This window comes from uncultured Bacteroides sp., from assembly GCF_902491285.1.
Taxonomy (GTDB): Bacteria; Bacteroidota; Bacteroidia; order Bacteroidales; family Bacteroidaceae; genus Bacteroides.
Genome location: NZ_CABUHK010000037.1, coordinates 1 through 21,774, shown reverse-complemented (window position 1 = coordinate 21,774; position 21,774 = coordinate 1). Strand labels below are relative to the sequence as shown.

Below are 21,774 nucleotides of genomic sequence, written 5' to 3'. Positions count from 1 at the left end.
CAGGATTTAAAATGTAATATTAGCTCCAAGGGTAAATGTTCTGGCCTTGGGATAAGAAGAGAAATCAACTCCGGGAGTCAGCGGAGTATCCAAACGAGTACTTACTTCCGGATCAAAGCCGGAATACTTAGTCCACACAAAGACATTGTTTACCGTACAATAAATGCGGCATCTGCTGATTAACGCAGCTTTTGTCCATTGAGCCGGCAAAGTATAACCTACAGTAACATTATTCAGGCGAAGGAAAGAGCCATCTTCGATAGCCCATGAATGCAGAACCGGTATTTTCATGGCCGGACTCCAGATTTTCGCATGAGCATTAAGCGCACGAAGCTGTTCCATATCAGTTATTTTATTGCCCGCATCATCCATATATCTGAAACGATTCGCACTGCTCATATCAGACAGCATATTATAATAGTCTTTCTTCCATTGAGTAGTGAATTGTATTTTATTTGCGTTATAGACATCATTACCATACACCCAGTTAAAGAACAGCGAAACATCCAGATTCTTATACACAGCCGAGAGGTTTAATCCACCGGTATGTTTGGGATTCGTATTACCAATCACCTGACGGTCATTCGGAGTAATCATATAGGTATCCGGATTATTCGGGTCTACCGGAGTAGTCTTTTTCAATTTAAGAGACCCCGGAGAGGGAACACCTGCTCCCTGATTAATCGTATTATATGCCTGAGTGATACTTTGTGAATTGGCAATACCTTCTTTCAAATACCACTTGCCATCGTCTCCTTGCCTATAATCATCTATCTGATAAAAACCATCGGTTACATAACCGTAAATCAGCCCCGTAGGTTGTCCCACACGCAATATAAAATCATCACTTTCACGGAGACCTTCCGCCCAGTTGCTACGATAGAAGGTTTCATTGACGCCCGCCAATTTATCCACCTTATTTCTATTTAGAGAGAAATTCAATGTTGCCGTTAAAGAAAAGTCCCTCCTACGAATTAACTGCCCCGTGATAGAAAACTCAAATCCCCGGTTAGAAGTCTGGCCAATATTCTTCAGTTGGTCATTATATCCCGAAGAAGCAGGCACCACAGATTTGAGCAGCAAGTCTTTCGTCGTATTCCAATAGACGTCAATAGTACCGGACAACCGGTTGTCGAAGAACGAATAATCAATACCAAAGTTTCTTGTAATGGTAGTCTCCCATTTCAAGCTGGGATTAATCAATGTTGAAGACGTATTTTCGTAATACAGATTCGGGACATTACCAATCCCCGCAACCGGAGAAGTGATAGCCCCCACATATGTGCGTCGCCACATATCATTATCAATACGGTTGTTTCCTGCCTCACCATAACTGAGACGTATCTTGATATCATCAATCCGGCTCACATTTTTCAAGAACGGTTCACTTGAAATGCGCCAGGCAAAAGCTGCCGAAGGAAATATTCCCCACTGATTACCCGGTGCAAACTTCGTAGAGCCGTCAGCCCTCACAGTCGCAGTAAACAGATACTTATCCCGCAACGTATAGTTTGCCCGTCCGAAGAAAGATGCCAGACGGGTATCCGCCCCATTATTGGTTATTGTATACTCTGTAGATCCAGACTGCATTCTGTCAAATGCCATTTGTGGTGTAAAGTCTTCGGGAAACATTCGGGAAGAGCTTATAATCGAACGATTCTGTTCGGACATGGCCTCGAATCCGGCTACCGCACTTAATGTATGTATATTCTTCAGATTACGTAACTTAAAACTCAAGGTATGTGCCGTACGCCAACGGGGTCTTTCCTGGCTTTGAATTTCCGCAACCGGCTTCCCGGCATTCTTTCGCCCGTTATACGTAATCGGCCCATAGTAACGTTCGGTTTTCCGGTCACTTGTTTGGATTCCAAACTCGCTTTTCCAGGTAAACATTTTATTGATATTCCAGGAAACAGCCGTATTCACATTCAGTTCCTCCCTTTTCTGCTTCTTATAATCCTGATTAATAAGGAGAATCGGATCGTAAAGTTCACTCAGTGCTTCAATGTCATCATCTGCCGCTTCTTCAATATTGATATCGCCCCGAGTGTCACGTCCTGTGACCGGACGGAAACTAACCGCATTTTTTATTTGTGTGGAAGAAGTTGCGGATGTACCGGCTCCCATCGTAATAGCATTGCTATAATAAGCAGAGAGGTCAAACTTCAGTGCACGGCTAATCTGATGATTCAGTTTAAAGTTAGCATTAAACCGTTCAAAAGAAGAATTCAGCAAAATAGCATCTTCATTCAGATAAGTAAAACTGGCAGCAAATTTTGTCTTATCCGAACCGCCGCTAATACTTATATTATGAGACTGCCCCCAAGCATCCCGTCCATACATTTCATCCTGCGTATCTCTTGCCGCAATATTCTTATAAATATCAAAGTCATCCACATCACCATAAATATTCAGGAAGTTACTAATATCATCCCCATATTTAAGACTTAACAGTTCATGTTGCAGTTTGACAAATTCATACGAACCCAACACGTCATATTTCTTCGCCACCTTCTTATACTGAGCATAGCCATTATAGCTGATAGCCGTTTTACCAGCCTGGGCGGATTTTGTCGTAATGATAACCACTCCGTTCGCCCCCCTGGCTCCATAAATAGCGGTAGAAGCAGCATCTTTCAAAATATCTATCGTTTCTATATCATTGGGAGAGATATCAGAAATCCTGTCCATCGGAAATCCGTCAACAATATACAGCGGGCTGTTATCCTGTGTAATAGAACCTCCACCGCGGACTCTAATCTGAACTTCCGCATCGGGTGCACCATCGGTCGTTGTGATATTAACTCCGGCCATACGTCCGGTAAGGGCGGAAACCGTATTCGACATTGGAATATTCGCAATAGATTTTCCGGATAAGGTAGCGACCGAACCGGTCAAATCCTTTCTTGCCACGGTTCCATATCCGATTACCACCACCTCATCCATATCAATAGCGGCTTCTTTCATCACAACTTTATAAACAAGATTCTTACGATTAAAAGGAATCTCCACAGTCTCCATTCCGAGAAAAGAAAATACTAATGTCTCTCCTCCCTTAGGTACTTTCAGACTGAAAGTACCATTTGCCGTAGTCAGTGTTCCACTAGCCGTACCTTTCACAGTAACAGTGGCACCTACAACCGGCTCACCATACGAATCAATAACACTTCCGGTAATATCCCGCTGAGCAAAAGCCACCATCGGCAGACATAATACAGCGACCAGAATCAGATAGTGTCTGAACATCTTTTTTTCTTGCCTTGTTTTCATTACATATTAATTTATTATAGGTTAATTTTCATCTTTCACATACACGCTGCTGTATTTTTTGGGAGTTACTCCAAACTGCTTCTTGAATGCTACGCTAAAATATTTCACGTCAGGGAAGCCTGTAAGATAAGCCACCTCACTAACGTAATAACGCTGTTCCCTCAATAATGCAGCCGCCTTTTTCAACCGGATAATCTTAATAAAATCATTCGGTGAAAGTCCGGTCAACGCTTTCAATTTATTGTAAACAGATGTACGGCTCATGCCTAATTCAGAACAGAACACATTAATCGAAAACATAGCATCCGACAAATACCGTTCAATAATCTGTTCCGACTTCTGCATAAATTCATTATCCATATTATTGGCATATTTCACCATCTCCTCTTCGCCCGTACTAGCAGCAAAGGCTTCCTGCAAGTGGAATCTATTCTTCAATATGCTTTCAATCTTCACTTTCAATATGCCAATATCAAACGGTTTCAGGATATAGTCCTCAGCACCGGCTTCATATCCCGCTATAATATTTGACTTCTCATCCAACGCTGTGATAAGAATAACAGGAATGTGGCAATAAGACATATCTGATTTCATCCGCTTGCATAATTCGTCTCCACGCATCAATGGCATCATTATATCCGAAAGGACAATTTGAGGAGAATGTTCCCCCAACAATTCCATAGCTTCTACACCGTTGTGCGCAACAAGAATATGGTATTGAGAAGAAAGACTAGCCGACAAATATTCACACATTTCAACATTATCTTCCACTAATAGCAATACCGGTAATACATCCGTTGCTATTTCCTCATTATCCGAATCAATACCATCCGAATCATTTACTTTCTCATCTACCATATCTTCCGGAAGAAAATGCCCGTTGCCATTTTTAAACCTTAGAGTAAAGGCACTTCCCTTCCCCTCTTCACTTTTAAGGCTGATTTTACCTTGCATCAAAGAAACCAGACTACGAGTTATGAGCAATCCCAAACCACTTCCTGTTTCTGAAGTATTAACCGCATTATCAGCCCGGTAATATCGTTTGAAAAGGTGTTTCTGTGCCTTTACCGGTATTCCTATCCCATTATCGGCAACAATGAAGCCCCATGAAGTTTCATCTGCATGAGAAATGACCTGTATAGTACTCCCATTCGGACTATATTTTATCGCATTAGACATCAGATTATCAAATATCGTATCCATCTTTGCCGTATCAAACCATGCCTCCACCCTTCTTCCTGTCTCTTCGAAAGACAACACTATATTTTTCTGGTCTGCCAACGGCTTGAAATTCTCCGTCTTACGTCTTAACCACCTATCCAGTTCACATTGGGTAATTGTCAGTTTCAAGGCATTTGACTCGGCACGTTGCAAGTCAATCAATTGGTTTATCAGTGAATTCAGTTTCTCTACATTTCTCAACGCCAAATCAAGGAAATGCCGCCCTTGAGGAGTCAGGTCTTGTTCCTGCTCCAACTCATTCAACGGCGCCTTGATTAAAGTTATCGGTGTACGGATATTATGTGCCGTATCAATAAAGAAACGGGTACGTTCGCGAGAAGATCTTTCTGCCATCCTATTAGTGAAATAACGATAGAGCATATAAACAACCCATAAAGACAGTAATGCATAAAAGACATAAGCATAAATACTACTCCAAAATGGTGGCTGCACAATTATGCCGATAGAACGCATTTCACTGACAGACGAATCATTTTCATTGAATACACGAACCTGTAAATTATAACTCCCAGGCTCCAGATTACTATATGATGCAACAGACAGACTGGAAGGAAGACTCCATTCCCTGTCAAACCCTTCCAGTTTCCAGCTAAACATCCATTTATCAGGATTACTAAAATTGATATTTACAAATGAGACAGAGAAGGTGTTCTGGTCATGCTTCAATACAACTTGTTCTGTCTCATCAATAGTGTTCTGTAAAGGCGTCCCTTTTATCCCCGGATAAACAATCTGATTAAACAGCGAGAACTGGTCAAAATAAAGTTTCGGCTGTGTCACTTTTGTAATCGCCGTCTCCGGAGAAAATTCAACAGCGCCAACAGGAGAACCGAAAACCAAATTACCATTTGCCCGCCTGGTATACGCACCAGTATTAAAGTCCTCGCTTAAAAAGCCATCTGCTATGCCAAACTTATAAGTCTGCCCCGTTTGAGGATTCATCCGGATAAGTCCCATATGCGTACTAATCCACAGTTGTGAAAAGCGGTCTGCCAAAATTCCGCAGATAGTATAATTCTCAAAGCCTTTTATATTGACAATACGGTTAGCCAGTATATCATAACAACTAAGTCCTCCCTCTGTCCCCAGCCACAACTTTCCGTTATGGTCAAGATACATTGTATTGATATAAGGGTTATCCAAACTCCCTTCTACTTGCGAACCGGCGGATATCTTCTCTACCTTATTATTGCTTCTGTTTATCAGATAAAGTCCGGAACGAGTACCGGCAAACAAGGTCTGTGCATCCTTTTCTATAAACGTATTGACAAATTGCAGATTAACCTGAACATAAGAATCCGCCCGGGGATTGTAACGCAAAAGATTTCCCTTGAACTGTGAAATCCAAATATCGTTATCCCTGTCGGCATAGATAGCAGTAATATCATTCGTCACCATCTTTTTCCCAGTAGATTCTACTGTAAAATGCCGCATACTTCCGGTACGCTTATTCAAAGAATATACACCGGCCGAAAAACCTGCCCCCCAGACATTCCCATTACGGTCTTCACACAAAGACATTATACTGTTGTCCTGCGTGAAAAAGTGTTTCCATTTACAGGCAGAAGTAATAAACACACTTACTCCTTTATTATTAGCATACCACATATCTCCATCTTTGTCTTCAAGCAAAGCATTGACATAACTATGCGCCAATGAGTTCGGATTCATTTTTTCATGCAGTGTCATAGTCACATCAAACGTATGCGGATTATATACACAAATGCCTCTGTTATAGGTTCCAATCCATATCTTCCCATCTTTATCACAATAAATGTCATAGACGTTCTTGCTAATCAAGTCATTCGACTGATCTTCGCTTTCAGTCATTGTCGCTACAACCTGACGTGTATTCTTATCTATAAACATAATTCCTCCACCGTCAGTCCCGACAATAATATTATCATGGTCGTCTGCCGTCATAGAACGGACAGCATAATGATTGCCCCCAAGAGAAACCGGTATGAATTTCCGGTCTTCAAACTTATATACATAAAGTTCACCGGTAAAATTCCCCAGCCATATTTCTTTATTTGAAACATCGTAGTAAGAGGTGCGCACCTGTGAAACGGCGACTCCCCGGTCGGGTACACTCTGCAAATTCACCTTAAAAGGTTTATCCACCACTTTCAAAAGATAAAACCCTTCTCCGGTAAACAACGCATACCTACCGGTTTCCAACTCATTTATTTCATAAACGGTTTTCCCATTCAAGTCTGTGACCGCAGATAACTTCTTCTCTTGTGGAAAATAACAGTAAAGCCCTTAAGAGGAGCAAATCCAAATAGAGTTGCGAGTATCCACATAGATCTTAAAAATGAACGGTTCATCCGTTTGCAAAAGCGAATCAAGGCTCAACTGCAAACTATAACTGTCTTTATCCTTATCATAAAGATACAGATTACCATGACTGCTAAATCCCCATATATCACCGTCAGATGAAGTCGCTAAACCAAAAATACGTGAGCCTTTGGTCTGAGGCAAGGTATAATGACGGATATTCTTACCATCATACCGATCAAATCCTGCCCGCGTTGCAAACCACATAAAATGAGACTTGTCTTTCACAATCTGAAAGACTCTCCGATTACTTAGCCCGTTATCACAATTAATCGTTTGCATATACTGAGCATGCAACGGAGTAAAAATTGATAGAAATAATATGTATATAAATGAGTATTTCATAGCCTTTTTTCTTTGAATGAAAACAAATAAACCACATCACAAATATAGGAGTAGAAACGAATTTACCATAGTTTTAGAAGAGCTTTTTCGGGCATTTGACAGGTAACAAACCATTTATGATAAAGAACACACTTTTTATCTGATGCCGATACCTATATTATCGCATAACCAACTGTTAAATAGACTGTATAAGAGTATTATGAAAGTATAAAGAAAAAAGCTGCTGCAACACAATCAAGTGTTACAACAGCCCTATATTTTTTACTCAACAAAGTAGATTTTGGAAAAAAAGGCTATCGTCTACCTTTGGTCTAATTCCGCCTTGATAGCCAACAGTTCGTCTTTTATCGCCTTCAGCCGGTTCACAATCTCATAATTACGAATCGCAGCTTCTTTATTATCTTTCAGACGTTGCCGGGCTCCCGGAAGAGTCATCCCTTTCTCTTTCACCAGATGATAGATAAGCCCGATCGTCTCCACATCCTCTTTGCGGTACTGGCGTATTCCTCTTCCTATTGTCCTGGGCGAGATCTGAGGAAACTCCTTTTCCCAAAAACGGAGCAGGGATTGATTGACTCCGAACATATCGGCCACCTCTCCTATTGAATAATATAGTTTCAGTTCTTTATCCGTATGAAGCATAACATTCCTTTTTTAGAAGATTAATCGAACACCTTACCGTGGTTGGCAGCCAACTGAATCATCTTCTCGTAATCATCCGCACTCAAATCCATGAAATAGTAATTCACCGGATTCACGACCTGCCCTTTCACGTGCACTTCGTAATGGAGATGCGGGCCGGTGCTCTTTCCCGTACTGCCCACTTTCCCGATAATCTCACCACGCACCACTTTCTTTCCTACTTTCGTATTGAATCCCTGCAAGTGCGCATAACGGGTCATATAACCGAAGCCGTGATCGATTTCAATCGTATTCCCATACCCGGTTTCCCATCCTACCTTTACCACAGTTCCGTTTCCGGTAGCATACACGTCCGTTCCCGGATGTGCGGAGAAGTCCATCCCCGCATGAAATTTCGTCGTACCATAAATAGGGTCGATGCGCGTGCCGTAACCGGAAGCCGTCTGCCGAAGATCCTTGTTTGAAATAGGCTGGATGGCCGGAATACATTTCAACATCTCATCGTGATTCTTGCACATATCTATCACATCGTCAAAAGACTTTGACTGAATATACAACCGCTTAGAGAGCACGTCCAGTTTCTGAGTCGTATTCACAACCAACTTGGAGTTCGCCAAATCCATCAATTCCTCATAACGGTTCGTGCCACCATACCCCGCCTGACGGATAGCAGGAGAAACCGGATCTGCCTGAAGAATAACCCGATAGAGGTTATCGTCACGTTGCTGAATATCCTGAAGCACTCCCATTGCATCGTCCAAGCGGCGGGAAAGCACGTTATACTGTGCCAGAAGGCGGCTGTTTTCGATTCTTAATTCTTTCTCCGACGGAGAGCCGAAGATAAGGAGCAGCACGATGAAACACCCTGCGCCCAACCCCATTCCATAGAAAAGCCGACGTAAAATGCTAAGTGCACGCTGCCGGACGGTAGGGTAAATTCGGTCATAAGTCTGGGACTGTGGATTATAGATGTAGTATACTTTGCGCATCTTTTTGGAAATATTTCGCTTGTTAATACGGCAAAAGTAATAAAAACAAGCTATCTTTGCACAGTTTTTTGAGAATATTAACCTCAACGATAGATATATAGAAGAATATGTTGACTGCAAAAGAGATCAGAGATTCATTCAAGAATTTCTTTGAGACGAAAGGACACCACATTGTTCCCTCGGCTCCGATGGTGATTAAAGATGACCCTACCCTGATGTTTACCAACGCGGGGATGAACCAGTTTAAAGATATTATTTTGGGAAACCACCCGGCGAAATACCAGAGAGTCGCGGACTCTCAGAAATGTCTGCGCGTAAGCGGAAAACACAACGACCTGGAAGAAGTAGGACACGATACGTACCACCACACCATGTTCGAGATGCTCGGCAACTGGTCGTTCGGCGATTACTTCAAAAAAGAAGCTATCGGCTGGGCGTGGGAATATCTGGTAGACGTGCTGAAACTGAATCCGGAACACCTCTATGCCACCGTATTCGAAGGAAGCCCCGAAGAAGGACTGGGCCGCGACGACGAAGCCGCTTCTTACTGGGAACAATTCCTGCCGAAAGACCATATCATCAACGGTAACAAGCACGATAACTTCTGGGAAATGGGTGATACAGGCCCCTGCGGACCATGTTCCGAAATCCATATCGACCTTCGCCCGGCAGAAGAACGTGCCAAAATCTCCGGCCGCGACCTCGTAAACCACGACCATCCGCAAGTGATTGAAATCTGGAACCTCGTGTTCATGCAATATAACCGTAAGGCAGACGGCAGTCTCGAACCGCTTCCGGCTAAAGTTATCGACACCGGCATGGGATTCGAACGTCTCTGCATGGCATTGCAAGGCAAGACTTCCAACTACGATACAGATGTATTCCAGCCGATGCTGAAAGCTATCGCAGCCATGTCGAATACAGAATACGGAAAAGACAAGCAGCAGGACATCGCCATGCGCGTGATTGCCGACCATATCCGTACGATTGCTTTCTCTATCACAGACGGTCAGTTGCCGTCCAATGCCAAGGCCGGTTATGTAATCCGCCGTATCCTTCGCCGTGCTGTCCGTTACGGATACACGTTCCTCGGACAGAAGCAGGCATTCATGTACAAGTTGCTGCCCGTACTCATCGACAACATGGGAGACGCTTATCCTGAACTGATTGCACAAAAGACACTGATCGAAAAGGTAATCAAGGAAGAAGAAGAATCATTTCTGCGCACACTGGAGACAGGTATCCGCTTGCTCGACAAGACCATGGAAGATACGAAAGCGGCAGGAAAAACAGAAATCAGCGGTAAAGACGCCTTTACCTTATATGATACGTTCGGCTTCCCGCTCGACCTGACAGAGTTGATTCTCCGCGAAAACGGAATGACCGTCAACATCGAAGAGTTCAACGAAGAGATGCAGCAACAGAAACAACGCGCCCGCAACGCTGCCGCCATCGAAACCGGTGACTGGATTACGCTGAAAGAGGGAACGACTGAATTTGTCGGTTACGACTATACCGAATACGAAGCTTCCATCCTTCGCTATCGCCAAATCAGACAGAAGAACCAGACATTGTATCAGATTGTACTTGACTACACTCCGTTCTATGCGGAAAGTGGCGGCCAGGTAGGTGATACCGGTGTATTGGTAAGCGAGTTCGAGACGATTGAAGTAGTCGACACCAAGAAAGAAAACAACCTTCCGATACATATTACCAAAAAGTTGCCCGAACATCCGGAAGCTCCGATGATGGCTTGTGTAGACACTGACAAACGTGCTGCCTGCGCAGCCAATCACTCGGCCACCCACTTGCTGGACGCTGCCCTGCGCGAAGTCTTGGGTGAGCATATCGAACAGAAAGGTTCGCTGGTGACTCCGGATTCATTACGTTTCGACTTCTCCCACTTCCAGAAAGTGACCGATGAAGAAATCCGTAAAGTGGAACATATCGTTAACGCAAGAATCCGTGCCAACATACCTTTGAAGGAGTACCGCAATATTCCTATCGAAGAAGCCAAGGAGCTGGGAGCTATCGCCCTCTTCGGTGAAAAGTATGGCGACAAGGTACGTGTTATCCAGTTCGGTTCTTCCATCGAATTCTGTGGTGGTACGCACGTAGCTGCAACTGGAAACATCGGTATGGTGAAAATCATGTCGGAAAGCTCCGTTGCTGCCGGTGTCCGCCGTATCGAAGCTTACACAGGAGCACGTGTAGAGGAACTCCTGGACACCGTTCAGGACACACTCAGCGATTTGAAGGCACTCTTCAACAATGCTCCTGATTTAGGTATCGCCATCCGCAAGTACATTGATGAAAACGCAGGATTGAAGAAACAGGTGGAAGACTTCATGAAAGAAAAAGAAGCTGCCCTGAAAGAAAGACTGCTGAAGAATGTACAAGAAGTTCACGGCATCAAAGTTATCAAATTCTGCGCTCCGCTACCGGCAGAAGTAGTGAAAAACATTGCTTTCCAGCTTCGTGGCGAGATTACGGAGAATTTATTCTTCGTAGCCGGAAGTATAGACCACGGCAAGCCGATGCTGACAGTAATGCTGAGCGACAATCTGGTAGCGACAGGTCTGAAAGCCGGCAATCTGGTGAAAGAAGCTGCCAAACTGATTCAAGGCGGTGGCGGCGGTCAGCCACACTTCGCAACTGCCGGTGGCAAGAATGTTGACGGATTGAATGCGGCAGTCGAAAAGGTACTGGAACTTGCAGGAATCTAAGACTAAAACAAGAAGATAAAGATTAATAAAGATAGGAGCTGTTCTTCCCAACAGCTCCTATTTTTTTAGGCACGGATTCCGCCACCGGGGAACACACCGTCCGGCACCGGGGAAGGCCCCCTTCGGCACCGAGGAAGGACGTGTCCGGCACCGGGGAACAAAACACAACAACAGCGCCCCATCTTCCTCATTAAAAAAATATTAAGTCCATACAGTAGGCTTGTCACAGTTTTTTTCTACCTTTGCAAGCAGATTAATTATTTTTCTTATCCTTCAAATAAATAAAATAAGTAATCACTAATACCGGAAGAATGATGAAAACATCCACTTATCTATGCCTGCTGTTAACCTGCATGCTAATTTCTTGTACCCCTACACAAGATAAACACGAAACAGATTACACATCTTATGTAAATCCATTTATCGGAACCGACTTCACCGGAAACACCTACCCGGGCGCCCAAGCTCCTTTCGGCATGGTACAACTCAGTCCCGACAACGGACTCCCCGGATGGGACCGTATCTCCGGCTATTTCTATCCGGACAGCACGATTGCCGGATTCAGCCACACGCACCTCTCCGGCACCGGAGCAGGAGACTTATACGACATCTCCTTTATGCCCGTCACCCTGCCATACAAAGAAGCCGAAGCTCCGCTGGGCATCCACTCCAAATTCTCCCATGAGGACGAGAGTACCTACGCCGGCTACTATCAAGTACGCCTGAAAGACTACAACATCAACGTCGAACTGACCGCAACCGAACGCTGCGGCATCCAGCGTTACACCTTCCCCGAAGCCCAATCAGCCATCTTCTTAAACCTGAAGAAAGCCATGAACTGGGATTTCACCAACGACTCACATATCGAAGTGATAGACTCCGTCACCATCCAGGGATACCGCTTCTCCGACGGTTGGGCACGCGACCAGCATATCTACTTCCGCACCCGCTTCTCCCGTCCTTTTGAGAAAATGGAACTGGACACGACAGCCATCATCAAGGAAAACAAGCGCATCGGCACGGCCATCATCGCCCGCTTCGACTTCAACACCAAGGAAGGCGAACAGATTCTCGTGAACACAGCTATTTCCGGCACAAGCATGGAAGGCGCAGCCAAAAACCTGCAAGCTGAAGTGCCCGAAAACGACTTCGACAAATACCTCGCTGAAACGAAAGCAAACTGGAACCGGCAACTCGGAAAGATTGAAATAAAGAGCGACAACAAGAATGACAAAGTAAACTTCTACACCGCCCTCTATCATTCAATGATTGCCCCCACCATTTACAGTGATGTAGACGGAGCCTACTACGGTCCCGACAAAAAGATACACCAATCCGACGGGTGGGTAAATTACAGCACTTTCTCCCTGTGGGATACCTACCGTACCGCCCATCCCCTCTTCACCTACACCGAACCGGAACGTGTCAACGACATGGTGAAATCCTTCATCGCCTTCTACGAACAGAACGGACGCCTGCCCGTGTGGAACTTCTACGGAAGCGAGACAGACATGATGATTGGTTACCACGCCGTCCCTGTCATCGTAGACGCCTACCTGAAAGGCATCGGCGACTTTGACGCGGAAAAAGCATTGAACGCCTGTGTAGCAACCGCCAACCTCGACAACTACCGCGGCATCGGGCTCTACAAAGAACTGGGATACATCCCCTACAACGTGACCGACAACTACAACGCCGAAAACTGGTCGTTATCCAAGACATTGGAATATGCCTTCGACGATTACTGCATCGCCGAAATGGCAAAGAAGATGGGCAAGCAGGACATCGCCGAGACGTTCTACAAACGTTCGCAGAACTACAAGAACGTCTACAACCCCGCCACCTCCTTCATGCAGCCACGCGATGACAAGGGAGCCTTTATCAAAGACTTCAAAGCCGACGACTACACCCCGCACATCTGCGAAAGCAACGGATGGCAATATTTCTGGTCGGTACAACACGATGTTGACGGACTGATAGACCTTGTAGGCGGTAAAAATAGATTTGCCGAAAAACTAGACAGCATGTTCACCTACCATCCGGCAGCAGATGCCGAACTTCCCCTCTTCAGCACGGGAATGATAGGCCAGTACGCGCACGGCAACGAACCGAGCCATCACGTCATCTACCTGTTCAACTCGATAGGCTTCAGTGACCGCACTCAATACTACGTATCCAAAGTAATGAACGAACTCTACAAGAACGAGCCTGCCGGTCTTTGCGGCAACGAAGACTGCGGACAAATGTCGGCATGGTACGTTTTCAGCGCTATGGGATTCTACCCCGTAAACCCCGTCAGCGGAAAGTATGAAATAGGTACTCCCCTCTTCCCGGAAATGCAGCTACACCTGGCAAACGGAAAAACTTTCACCGTACTTGCCCCCAATGTGAGCAAGAAGAATATTTACATACAATCTATTAAAGTAAACGGACAACCCTACGACAAAACGTACCTCACTCATGAGCAAATCATGAGCGGAGCCACCGTCGAGTTCGAAATGGGCGCGGCTCCCAAAGCAATCGGAGTCATCTTCGAAGAAAAGAATCCTTAAAATAACCCAAACAAAACTATTGAGAGAATGAATGAAAACTTCGATGTAACCTATCAGACGTTATTCCGCAGGTACTACCCCAGCCTCATCTTCTATTCCACCCGCCTGGTGGGAGATGAAGAAGCTGAAGATGTGGTGCAGGATGTGTTTGTAGAACTATGGAGACGGAAAGACTACATAGAGATAGGCGACCAGATTCAGGCTTTCCTCTATCGTGCCGTCTATACCCGTGCCCTCAATGTATTGAAGCACCGGAACGTGGAAGACGGTTACTGTGCCGCCATGGAGGAAATCAACCAAAGGCGTGCCGAGTTTTACCAGCCGGACAACAACGAAGTGATCCGCCGGATTGAAGACAGAGAGCTCCGTAAAGAAATCCACGATGCGATTAACGAACTGCCGGACAAATGCAGGGAAGTTTTCAAGCTCAGCTATCTGCACGACATGAAAAACAAAGAGATAGCCGATGCTCTCGGAGTTTCGCTCCGCACAGTAGAGGCACATATGTACAAGGCTTTGAAGTACTTGCGCGGTCGTCTCAATCCGCTTTGGATGATTCTTTTCTTATTTTTATGGCGACAATGATAAGTGTTTTTGCGTTCTGAATTGTATTATTAATATGAAGGAAAAGAAAATGAGTAATCTGAGTGAAGATATAATCAACAAATATCTGACAGGACAATGTTCGGAAGAGGAGCTCGTCGAAGTAAATACTTGGATGAAAGAATCGGAAGAAAATGCCCGTCAGTTATTCCGCATGGAAGAGGTTTATCATTTGGGTAAATTCAACCAATATGCCGACGGGCAACGGATGGCACGTGCGGAAAAACAGCTTTACAAGAAGCTGGACGAAGAGAAAGGAAAACAAAAAAAGATACTGCGTATGCATCGCTGGATGAGATACGCGGCTGCTGTTGCCGTGATGCTGGTCATCGGTGGCGGAGCCGGATACTGGTTCTATCAGAACGGAACCGACCAGCAGGTGATGGTTGCCGTCGCCAACGAAGGCATCGTGAAAGAAGTTGTCCTGCCGGACGGCACCAAAGTATGGCTGAACAACTCGGCAACATTAAAATATCCGCGTGAGTTTTCCGAGAAGGAACGTAACGTATACTTGGAAGGGGAAGCCTACTTCGAAGTCACCAAAAACCGCCACAAGCCGTTCACCGTACAGAGTGATGCCATGCGTGTGCGTGTATTGGGAACAACGTTCAACTTCAAATGTGACAAACGTTGCCGGATAGCGGAAGCGACACTGATTGAAGGCGAAATCGAAGTGAAGGGCAACAAGGAAGAAGGGCAAATCATCCTCGCCCCCGGACAGCGTGCGGAACTGAACAAGAACAACGGACGGCTGACTGTGAAACAAGTGGACGCCAAGATGGACGCCGTATGGCACGACAACCTGATTCCATTCCAGAAAGCCGATATCTTCACCATCACCAAAGCATTGGAACGCTTCTACGAAGTGAAGATTATCCTGTCTCCCGACATCCGGCCGGACAAGACCTACTCCGGTGTACTGAAACGAAAATCGAATATCGAATCCGTACTGAAATCATTGCAGAACTCTATACCTATTGATTACAAAATTGTCGGAAACAACATCTTTATTTCTCCCAAATAAGAGAGACGGTTCCGATGAAACTAAAAGCTATTAATACCATGAAATTGAAAACATTCCTAATAGTAGGATGTTTAGGAGGATTATTCACACTTAGCTCCTGCACAGCCCCCACTAGCGTAAAAGACTACAGTGCTTATGTCAATCCCTTTATCGGGACAGGCGGACATGGACACACGTTTCCCGGAGCAGTAGTTCCCCACGGCATGATTCAGCCCAGTCCGGACACACGGATTGACGGATGGGATGCTTGTTCGGGGTATTATTATGCAGACTCCACCATCAATGGTTTCTCTCATACACACGTCAGCGGTACAGGCTGCTGCGACTACGGAGATGTGCTGCTCATGCCCACCGTCGGCAAACAGAACTATCTGACCACCGACCCTCAAAGCCAGACACTGGCCTATGCCTCTGCCTTCTCACACGAGAATGAAACGGCAGAACCGGGTTATTATTCCGTATTTCTGGACACTTATCAGGTAAAAGCTGAAATATCAGCCACCAGCCGCGGTGCTATCCACCGCTACACTTTCCCCGAAAGCACCGAATCCGGTTTTATCATCGACCTGGATTACAGCCTGCAACGTCAGACTAATTCGGAAATGGAAATCGAAGTGATTAGCGACACGGAAATCTGCGGACACAAGAAAACTACTTATTGGGCGTTCGACCAGTACATTAACTTCTACGCCAAGTTCTCCAAACCGTTCTCTTACACACTCGTCACCGATTCCGTCACTATGGACGACGGCAAGCGGCTTCCTGTCTGCAAAGCGTTATTGCATTTCAACACGAAGAAAGACGAACAAGTGCTTGTGAAAGTCGGTGTTTCCGCTGTCGACGTAGCGGGGGCACGCAAGAATGTGGAATCAGAAATCCCCGCATGGGACTTCGATAAGGTACGCGAAGATGCACGCACTGCCTGGAACCAATATTTGTCGAAGATAGACATTACTACTTCCGATAAGGAAGATAAGACCATCTTCTACTCCGCCCTCTATCATACGGGTATCAGTCCGAACCTGTTCACCGATGCCGACGGACGTTATTTAGGGATGGATCTCGAAGTGCATCAGGGAGACACTGTCAACCCTATATATACTGTATTCTCACTGTGGGACACTTTTCGCGCATTGCACCCGTTGATGACAATCATCGACCCCGATTTGAACAATCAATTCATCAACTCGCTGATAAAGAAGCATCAGGAAGGCGGAATATATCCGATGTGGGATTTAGCCTCCAACTATACCGGCACGATGATTGGTTATCATGCTGTCCCCGTCATTGTGGATGCTTATATGAAAGGTTACCGTAATTTTGACGCGAAAGAGGCGTACAAAGCCTGCCTGCGTGCAGCCGAATATGATACTACCGGCATCAAATGCCCGGATTTGGTATTGCCGCATCTCATGCCGAAAGCCAAGTATTACAAGAATGCCATCGGCTATATTCCCTGTGACCGTGAAAACGAATCGGTAGCCAAGGCGCTGGAATATGCGTACGATGACTGGTGTATCTCCATCTTTGCGGAAGCAATGAACGACTTTGAATCCAAAGCCAAATACGAGTGTTTTGCCAAAGCATACGAATTCTACTTCGACAAGTCGACCCGCTTCATGCGCGGACTTGATTCGAAAGGCGAATGGCGCACACCGTTCAACCCGCGTGCATCGACTCACCGCAACGATGATTATTGCGAAGGAACAGCGTGGCAGTGGACTTGGTTTGTGCCGCATGATGTAGAGGGATTAGTCAATCTGATGGGTGGCAAGGACGCATTTGTACAGAAACTCGATTCTCTGTTCACTGTCGATTCATCGCTCGAAGGCGAAACGACCTCATCGGACATCAGCGGTCTTATCGGACAATATGCGCATGGCAACGAGCCCAGCCATCATGTTATTCATTTGTATAACTACGTAAACCGCCCGTGGAGAACTCAGGAATTGGTGGACAGTGTTTACCGGAGCCAATACGCCAACAGCGTAGACGGGTTGTCGGGTAACGAGGACTGCGGTCAGATGTCTGCATGGTACGTCCTCAATTCTATGGGATTCTATCAGGTATGTCCGGGCAAACCGGTGTATTCCATTGGCCGCCCCGCTTTCGATAAAGCGGTAATCAACCTACCCGGCGGTAAGAAATTCAGTATTATCGTAAAGAACAATACGAAAAAGAATAAATATATCGAAAGCATGACGCTGAACGGTAAACCGCTGAATACTCCATTCTTCAACCATCAGGATATCGTGAACGGCGGAACGATGGAAATCAAGATGACTAACAAGCCTAATTATCAAAACACATAATGCCATGAAAAGACTATTACTAATAGCTTGTGTACTCAGTTGCACAGTCTTTGCCAAAGCCAAAGACTGGACACAGTATGTCAACCCGCTGATGGGTTCCCAGTCTACTTTCGAGTTATCAACAGGGAATACGTATCCCGCCATCGCCCGTCCCTGGGGAATGAACTTCTGGACTCCGCAGACCGGAAAAATGGGAGACGGATGGCAATACACCTATACCGCCAATAAGATTCGCGGTTTCAAGCAGACTCATCAACCCAGTCCGTGGATTAACGATTACGGACAGTTCTCTATCATGCCGATAGTAGGCAAGCCTGTGTTTGACGAGGAAAAGCGTGCCAGTTGGTTTGCGCATAAAGGCGAGACTGCCACTCCTTATTATTATAAAGTATATCTTGCGGAGCATGATGTAGTGACAGAAATGGTTCCGACGGAACGTGCCGTTCTTTTCCGTTTCACTTTCCCCGAAAACGACCATTCTTATGTCGTGGTGGATGCTTTCGACAAAGGTTCGTATATCAAAGTGATTCCGGAAGAAAATAAGATTATCGGCTATACCACCCGCAACAGCGGCGGAGTTCCCGAAAACTTCAAGAATTACTTCATCATTGAGTTCGACAAGCCTTTCACTTACAAGGCTACGGTAGCCAACGGTAATCTGCAAGAGAACATTGCCGAACAGACAACTGACCATGCCGGAGCTATCATCGGCTTCCGGACACACAAAGGCGAACAGGTACATGCCCGAATCGCTTCTTCTTTCATCAGCTTCGAGCAAGCGGCTGTCAACATGAAGGAGCTGGGCAAAGATAATATCGAGCAACTGGCTAAGAAAGGAAAAGAAGCCTGGAATCAGGAATTAGGCAAGATAGAAGTAGAAGGTGGCAATCTCGACCAATACCGTACATTCTATTCCTGTCTGTATCGTTCGTTGCTTTTCCCACGCAAGTTCTACGAACTGGATGCTGCGGGACAACCGATTCATTATAGTCCTTACAACGGCCAGGTTCTGCCGGGATATATGTACACCGACACCGGTTTCTGGGACACTTTCCGTTGCCTGTTCCCATTGTTGAACCTGATGTACCCATCGGTCAACAAGGAAATGCAGGAAGGGCTCATCAATACGTATAAAGAAAGCGGATTCTTCCCCGAATGGGCAAGTCCGGGTCACAGAGGTTGCATGGTCGGCAATAATTCCGCTTCTATCCTCGTAGATGCCTACATGAAAGGCGTAAAAGTGGACGACGTAAAAACACTATATGAAGGATTGCTTCACGGAACGGAAAATGTACACCCCGAAGTTTCTTCCACAGGACGTCTGGGATACGAATACTACAACAAACTGGGTTATGTCCCTTACGATGTGAAAATCAACGAGAATGCAGCCCGTACATTGGAATATGCATACAACGACTGGTGCATCTACAAACTCGCCAAAGAACTGAAACGTCCGAAGAAAGAGATTAACCTCTTCGCCAAACGTGCCATGAACTACAAAAATCTTTTCGACAAAGAGTCCAAACTGATGCGCGGACGCAATGAGGACGGTACATTCCAGTCTCCATTCTCTCCATTGAAATGGGGAGATGCCTTCACGGAAGGAAATAGCTGGCACTACACTTGGTCTGTATTCCACGATCCTCAGGGCCTTATCGACCTGATGGGCGGAAAAGAGATGTTTATCACCATGATGGACTCCGTATTTGCCGTGCCGCCTGTCTTTGACGACAGTTACTACGGACAGGTGATTCACGAAATACGTGAAATGACTGTCATGAACATGGGGAACTATGCACATGGCAACCAGCCTATCCAGCACATGATTTACTTGTATGACTATGCAGGTCAACCTTGGAAAGCCCAATACTGGCTGCGCCAGGTTATGGACAGAATGTACACTCCGGGACCGGATGGTTATTGCGGCGACGAGGACAACGGGCAGACTTCCGCCTGGTATGTATTCTCGGCACTGGGATTCTACCCTGTTTGCCCGGGAACGGACGAATATATCATAGGTGCCCCGTTATTCAAGAAAGCTACGCTCCATTTCGAGAATGGCAACAGTTTAATAATTGATGCTCCGAACAACAGCAAAAAGAATTTCTATGTCAACTCATTGAATGTTAATGGTACTGATTACACCAAGAATTATCTCCGTCACGAAGACTTATTCAAAGGTGGCACTATCAAAGTGGATATGGGTAACCAACCGAATAAGAACAGAGGAACGAAAGAAGAGGATATGCCTTATTCTTTCTCTAAAGAGCAATAATCCTTACTCGAATATTTTCTCATCGTGATAAGAACATTTTCTCACGGTGATAAGAATTAATACTCATCCCTATGAGAATATTTTCTCATCGCGATGAGTATTTTTTCTCATTACAGTGAGAATTGTTTGAGAATATAATAAGGTATATTATACTATGTATTAACTAAATAGCTATACGGTTTAGTTCATTTCGCGTACGGGAATGAAATTATTTTTTGTTGCAGTTCCCCTGATATCTTCCTGTCAGCATCTTTTTCCTCTATAATTTGTTTATATTTGCAGAGCTAATCTATAACAATATGTCCATACAACCATTACTAGAGCAATTTAATGAATTGAAACTGAAAGAGGCTGTGAATTTCGAGCTAATGAATGAAATATTCATTTCCCACCACTCCACAGCAATAGAAGGCTCTTCACTCACCGAAGAAGAAAGCCGCCTATTGATTGTAGACGGTATCACCGCCAAGGGAAAACCGCTGTATGATCATAATATGGTAAAGGACCATTTCGAAGCTTTGCGTTTTATAGTGGAAGAAGCTAGAAAGAAACGTGAAATTACTCCTGTTTTTATACAGGAAATTTCAGCTCACGTGATGCGTACTACAGGAACTATAATTCATTCCAGTGCAGGAGATTATGATTCTTCCAAAGGAGATTGGCGCAAATCTTCCGTGCATGTAGGTGACCGTTATTTCGTAAACTATCAGAAAATAGAGCGTGAAGTAACCCGTCTATGTGAAATACTAAATCAGCGTATCAAACAAGTTCAGACACCCGACTCTATCTATCAGTTAGCTTTCGACGCCCATTTTTATCTAGTCAGCATCCATCCGTTTGCCGATGGAAACGGGAGAACTTCACGCTTATTGATGAACTACATTCTCTCTTATCATCAACTCCCTCTAGCTACTATATTCAAAGAGGATAAACTGGAATATTATCAGGCATTGGAAGCATCCCGTCCTCAAGATGATGAAGAACCAGACTTACGTCCTATCCACGATTTTATGTTTGCTCAACAAATGAAGTATCTTTCAATGGAGATTAAGAAATATAAGCAGGCGGAGAAGAGAGGGGGAATGAGATTTATATTCTAAGCAGATATAATGAAGGTCCTCTCCAGATCTGTCCAGCCCTCACATGAAAAACATATCATCCCCCATGTCAGCAATATTACTGCAAACCAACTGTTTTTTACTGTTCTTCTCATATTTGTTATCGTTTAAAGATTTTAATCACATTATTTTGCATAAGTTCCCTAAAGACTTGGTAACTAAAATTATCCATAAGTGACAGATGTTATACGAGAAGACAGAATATACGGTTTAACTTAATACATATCACTGTCATGAACTAAAGATTTTTGAGTTTTTCCGAAAAAAATTATAAATTCAACTCACTAGTGTCCCGTTAAAATCGGGACGAGTTATTAATTAATCAAATAATCCCGG

At 44.9% G+C, this 21,774-nt stretch carries 12 protein-coding genes; 7 read left to right on the top strand and 5 right to left on the bottom strand.

Going from position 1 to position 21,774, the window contains the following annotated elements:
- Positions 1–6: 6 nt before the first annotated feature.
- The 5 genes from RDN93_RS11280 to RDN93_RS11260 all read right to left on the bottom strand — a co-directional run bounded on the left by RDN93_RS11280 (position 7) and on the right by RDN93_RS11260 (position 8,828).
- Positions 7–3,246, bottom strand: a complete 3,240-nt coding sequence (locus RDN93_RS11280) for a TonB-dependent receptor (RefSeq protein WP_308745624.1) — start codon at positions 3,244–3,246, stop codon at positions 7–9.
- Positions 3,247–3,291: 45 nt separating this feature from the next.
- Positions 3,292–6,693 carry a two-component regulator propeller domain-containing protein gene (locus RDN93_RS11275; protein WP_308745623.1) on the bottom strand — a complete coding sequence of 1,134 codons (3,402 nt, stop codon included), beginning with the start codon at positions 6,691–6,693 and terminating at the stop codon, positions 3,292–3,294.
- 84 nt (positions 6,694–6,777) lie between these two features.
- On the bottom strand, positions 6,778–7,134 hold the full coding sequence (locus RDN93_RS11270; RefSeq protein WP_308745622.1) for a hypothetical protein: 357 nt from the start codon (positions 7,132–7,134) through the stop codon (positions 6,778–6,780).
- 363 nt (positions 7,135–7,497) lie between these two features.
- A complete protein-coding gene (locus RDN93_RS11265) occupies positions 7,498–7,839 on the bottom strand; it encodes a MerR family transcriptional regulator (protein ID WP_308745621.1) in 342 nt (113 codons plus the stop codon).
- 20 nt (positions 7,840–7,859) lie between these two features.
- Positions 7,860–8,828 (bottom strand): M23 family metallopeptidase, encoded by a 969-nt coding sequence (locus RDN93_RS11260; protein WP_308745620.1) that lies wholly within the window; start codon positions 8,826–8,828, stop codon positions 7,860–7,862.
- Positions 8,829–8,935: 107 nt separating this feature from the next.
- Here RDN93_RS11260 and alaS point away from each other — a divergent pair, with 107 nt between their 5' ends.
- The 7 genes from alaS (at position 8,936) to RDN93_RS11225 (ending at position 21,420) form a co-directional block, all read left to right on the top strand.
- On the top strand, positions 8,936–11,554 hold the full coding sequence (gene alaS / locus RDN93_RS11255) for an alanine--tRNA ligase (protein WP_308745619.1): 2,619 nt from the start codon (positions 8,936–8,938) through the stop codon (positions 11,552–11,554).
- Positions 11,555–11,868: 314 nt separating this feature from the next.
- Complete coding sequence (locus RDN93_RS11250; protein WP_308745643.1) at positions 11,869–14,106, top strand: GH92 family glycosyl hydrolase; 2,238 nt, start codon at positions 11,869–11,871, stop codon at positions 14,104–14,106.
- A 27-nt stretch (positions 14,107–14,133) separates the two neighbouring features.
- Positions 14,134–14,691 carry an RNA polymerase sigma-70 factor gene (locus RDN93_RS11245; RefSeq protein ID WP_308745618.1) on the top strand — a complete coding sequence of 186 codons (558 nt, stop codon included), beginning with the start codon at positions 14,134–14,136 and terminating at the stop codon, positions 14,689–14,691.
- Positions 14,692–14,725: 34 nt separating this feature from the next.
- A complete protein-coding gene (locus RDN93_RS11240; RefSeq protein ID WP_308745617.1) occupies positions 14,726–15,733 on the top strand; it encodes a FecR domain-containing protein in 1,008 nt (335 codons plus the stop codon).
- A 38-nt stretch (positions 15,734–15,771) separates the two neighbouring features.
- Positions 15,772–18,045, top strand: coding sequence for a GH92 family glycosyl hydrolase (locus RDN93_RS11235; protein ID WP_308745616.1), 2,274 nt, complete (start codon positions 15,772–15,774; stop codon positions 18,043–18,045).
- A 4-nt stretch (positions 18,046–18,049) separates the two neighbouring features.
- Entirely contained in the window at positions 18,050–20,320 is a 2,271-nt protein-coding gene (locus tag RDN93_RS11230; RefSeq protein WP_308745615.1) for a GH92 family glycosyl hydrolase, read from the top strand.
- 299 nt (positions 20,321–20,619) lie between these two features.
- Positions 20,620–21,420, top strand: coding sequence for a Fic family protein (locus RDN93_RS11225; protein ID WP_308745614.1), 801 nt, complete (start codon positions 20,620–20,622; stop codon positions 21,418–21,420).
- The last annotated feature ends 354 nt before the right edge of the window (positions 21,421–21,774 follow it).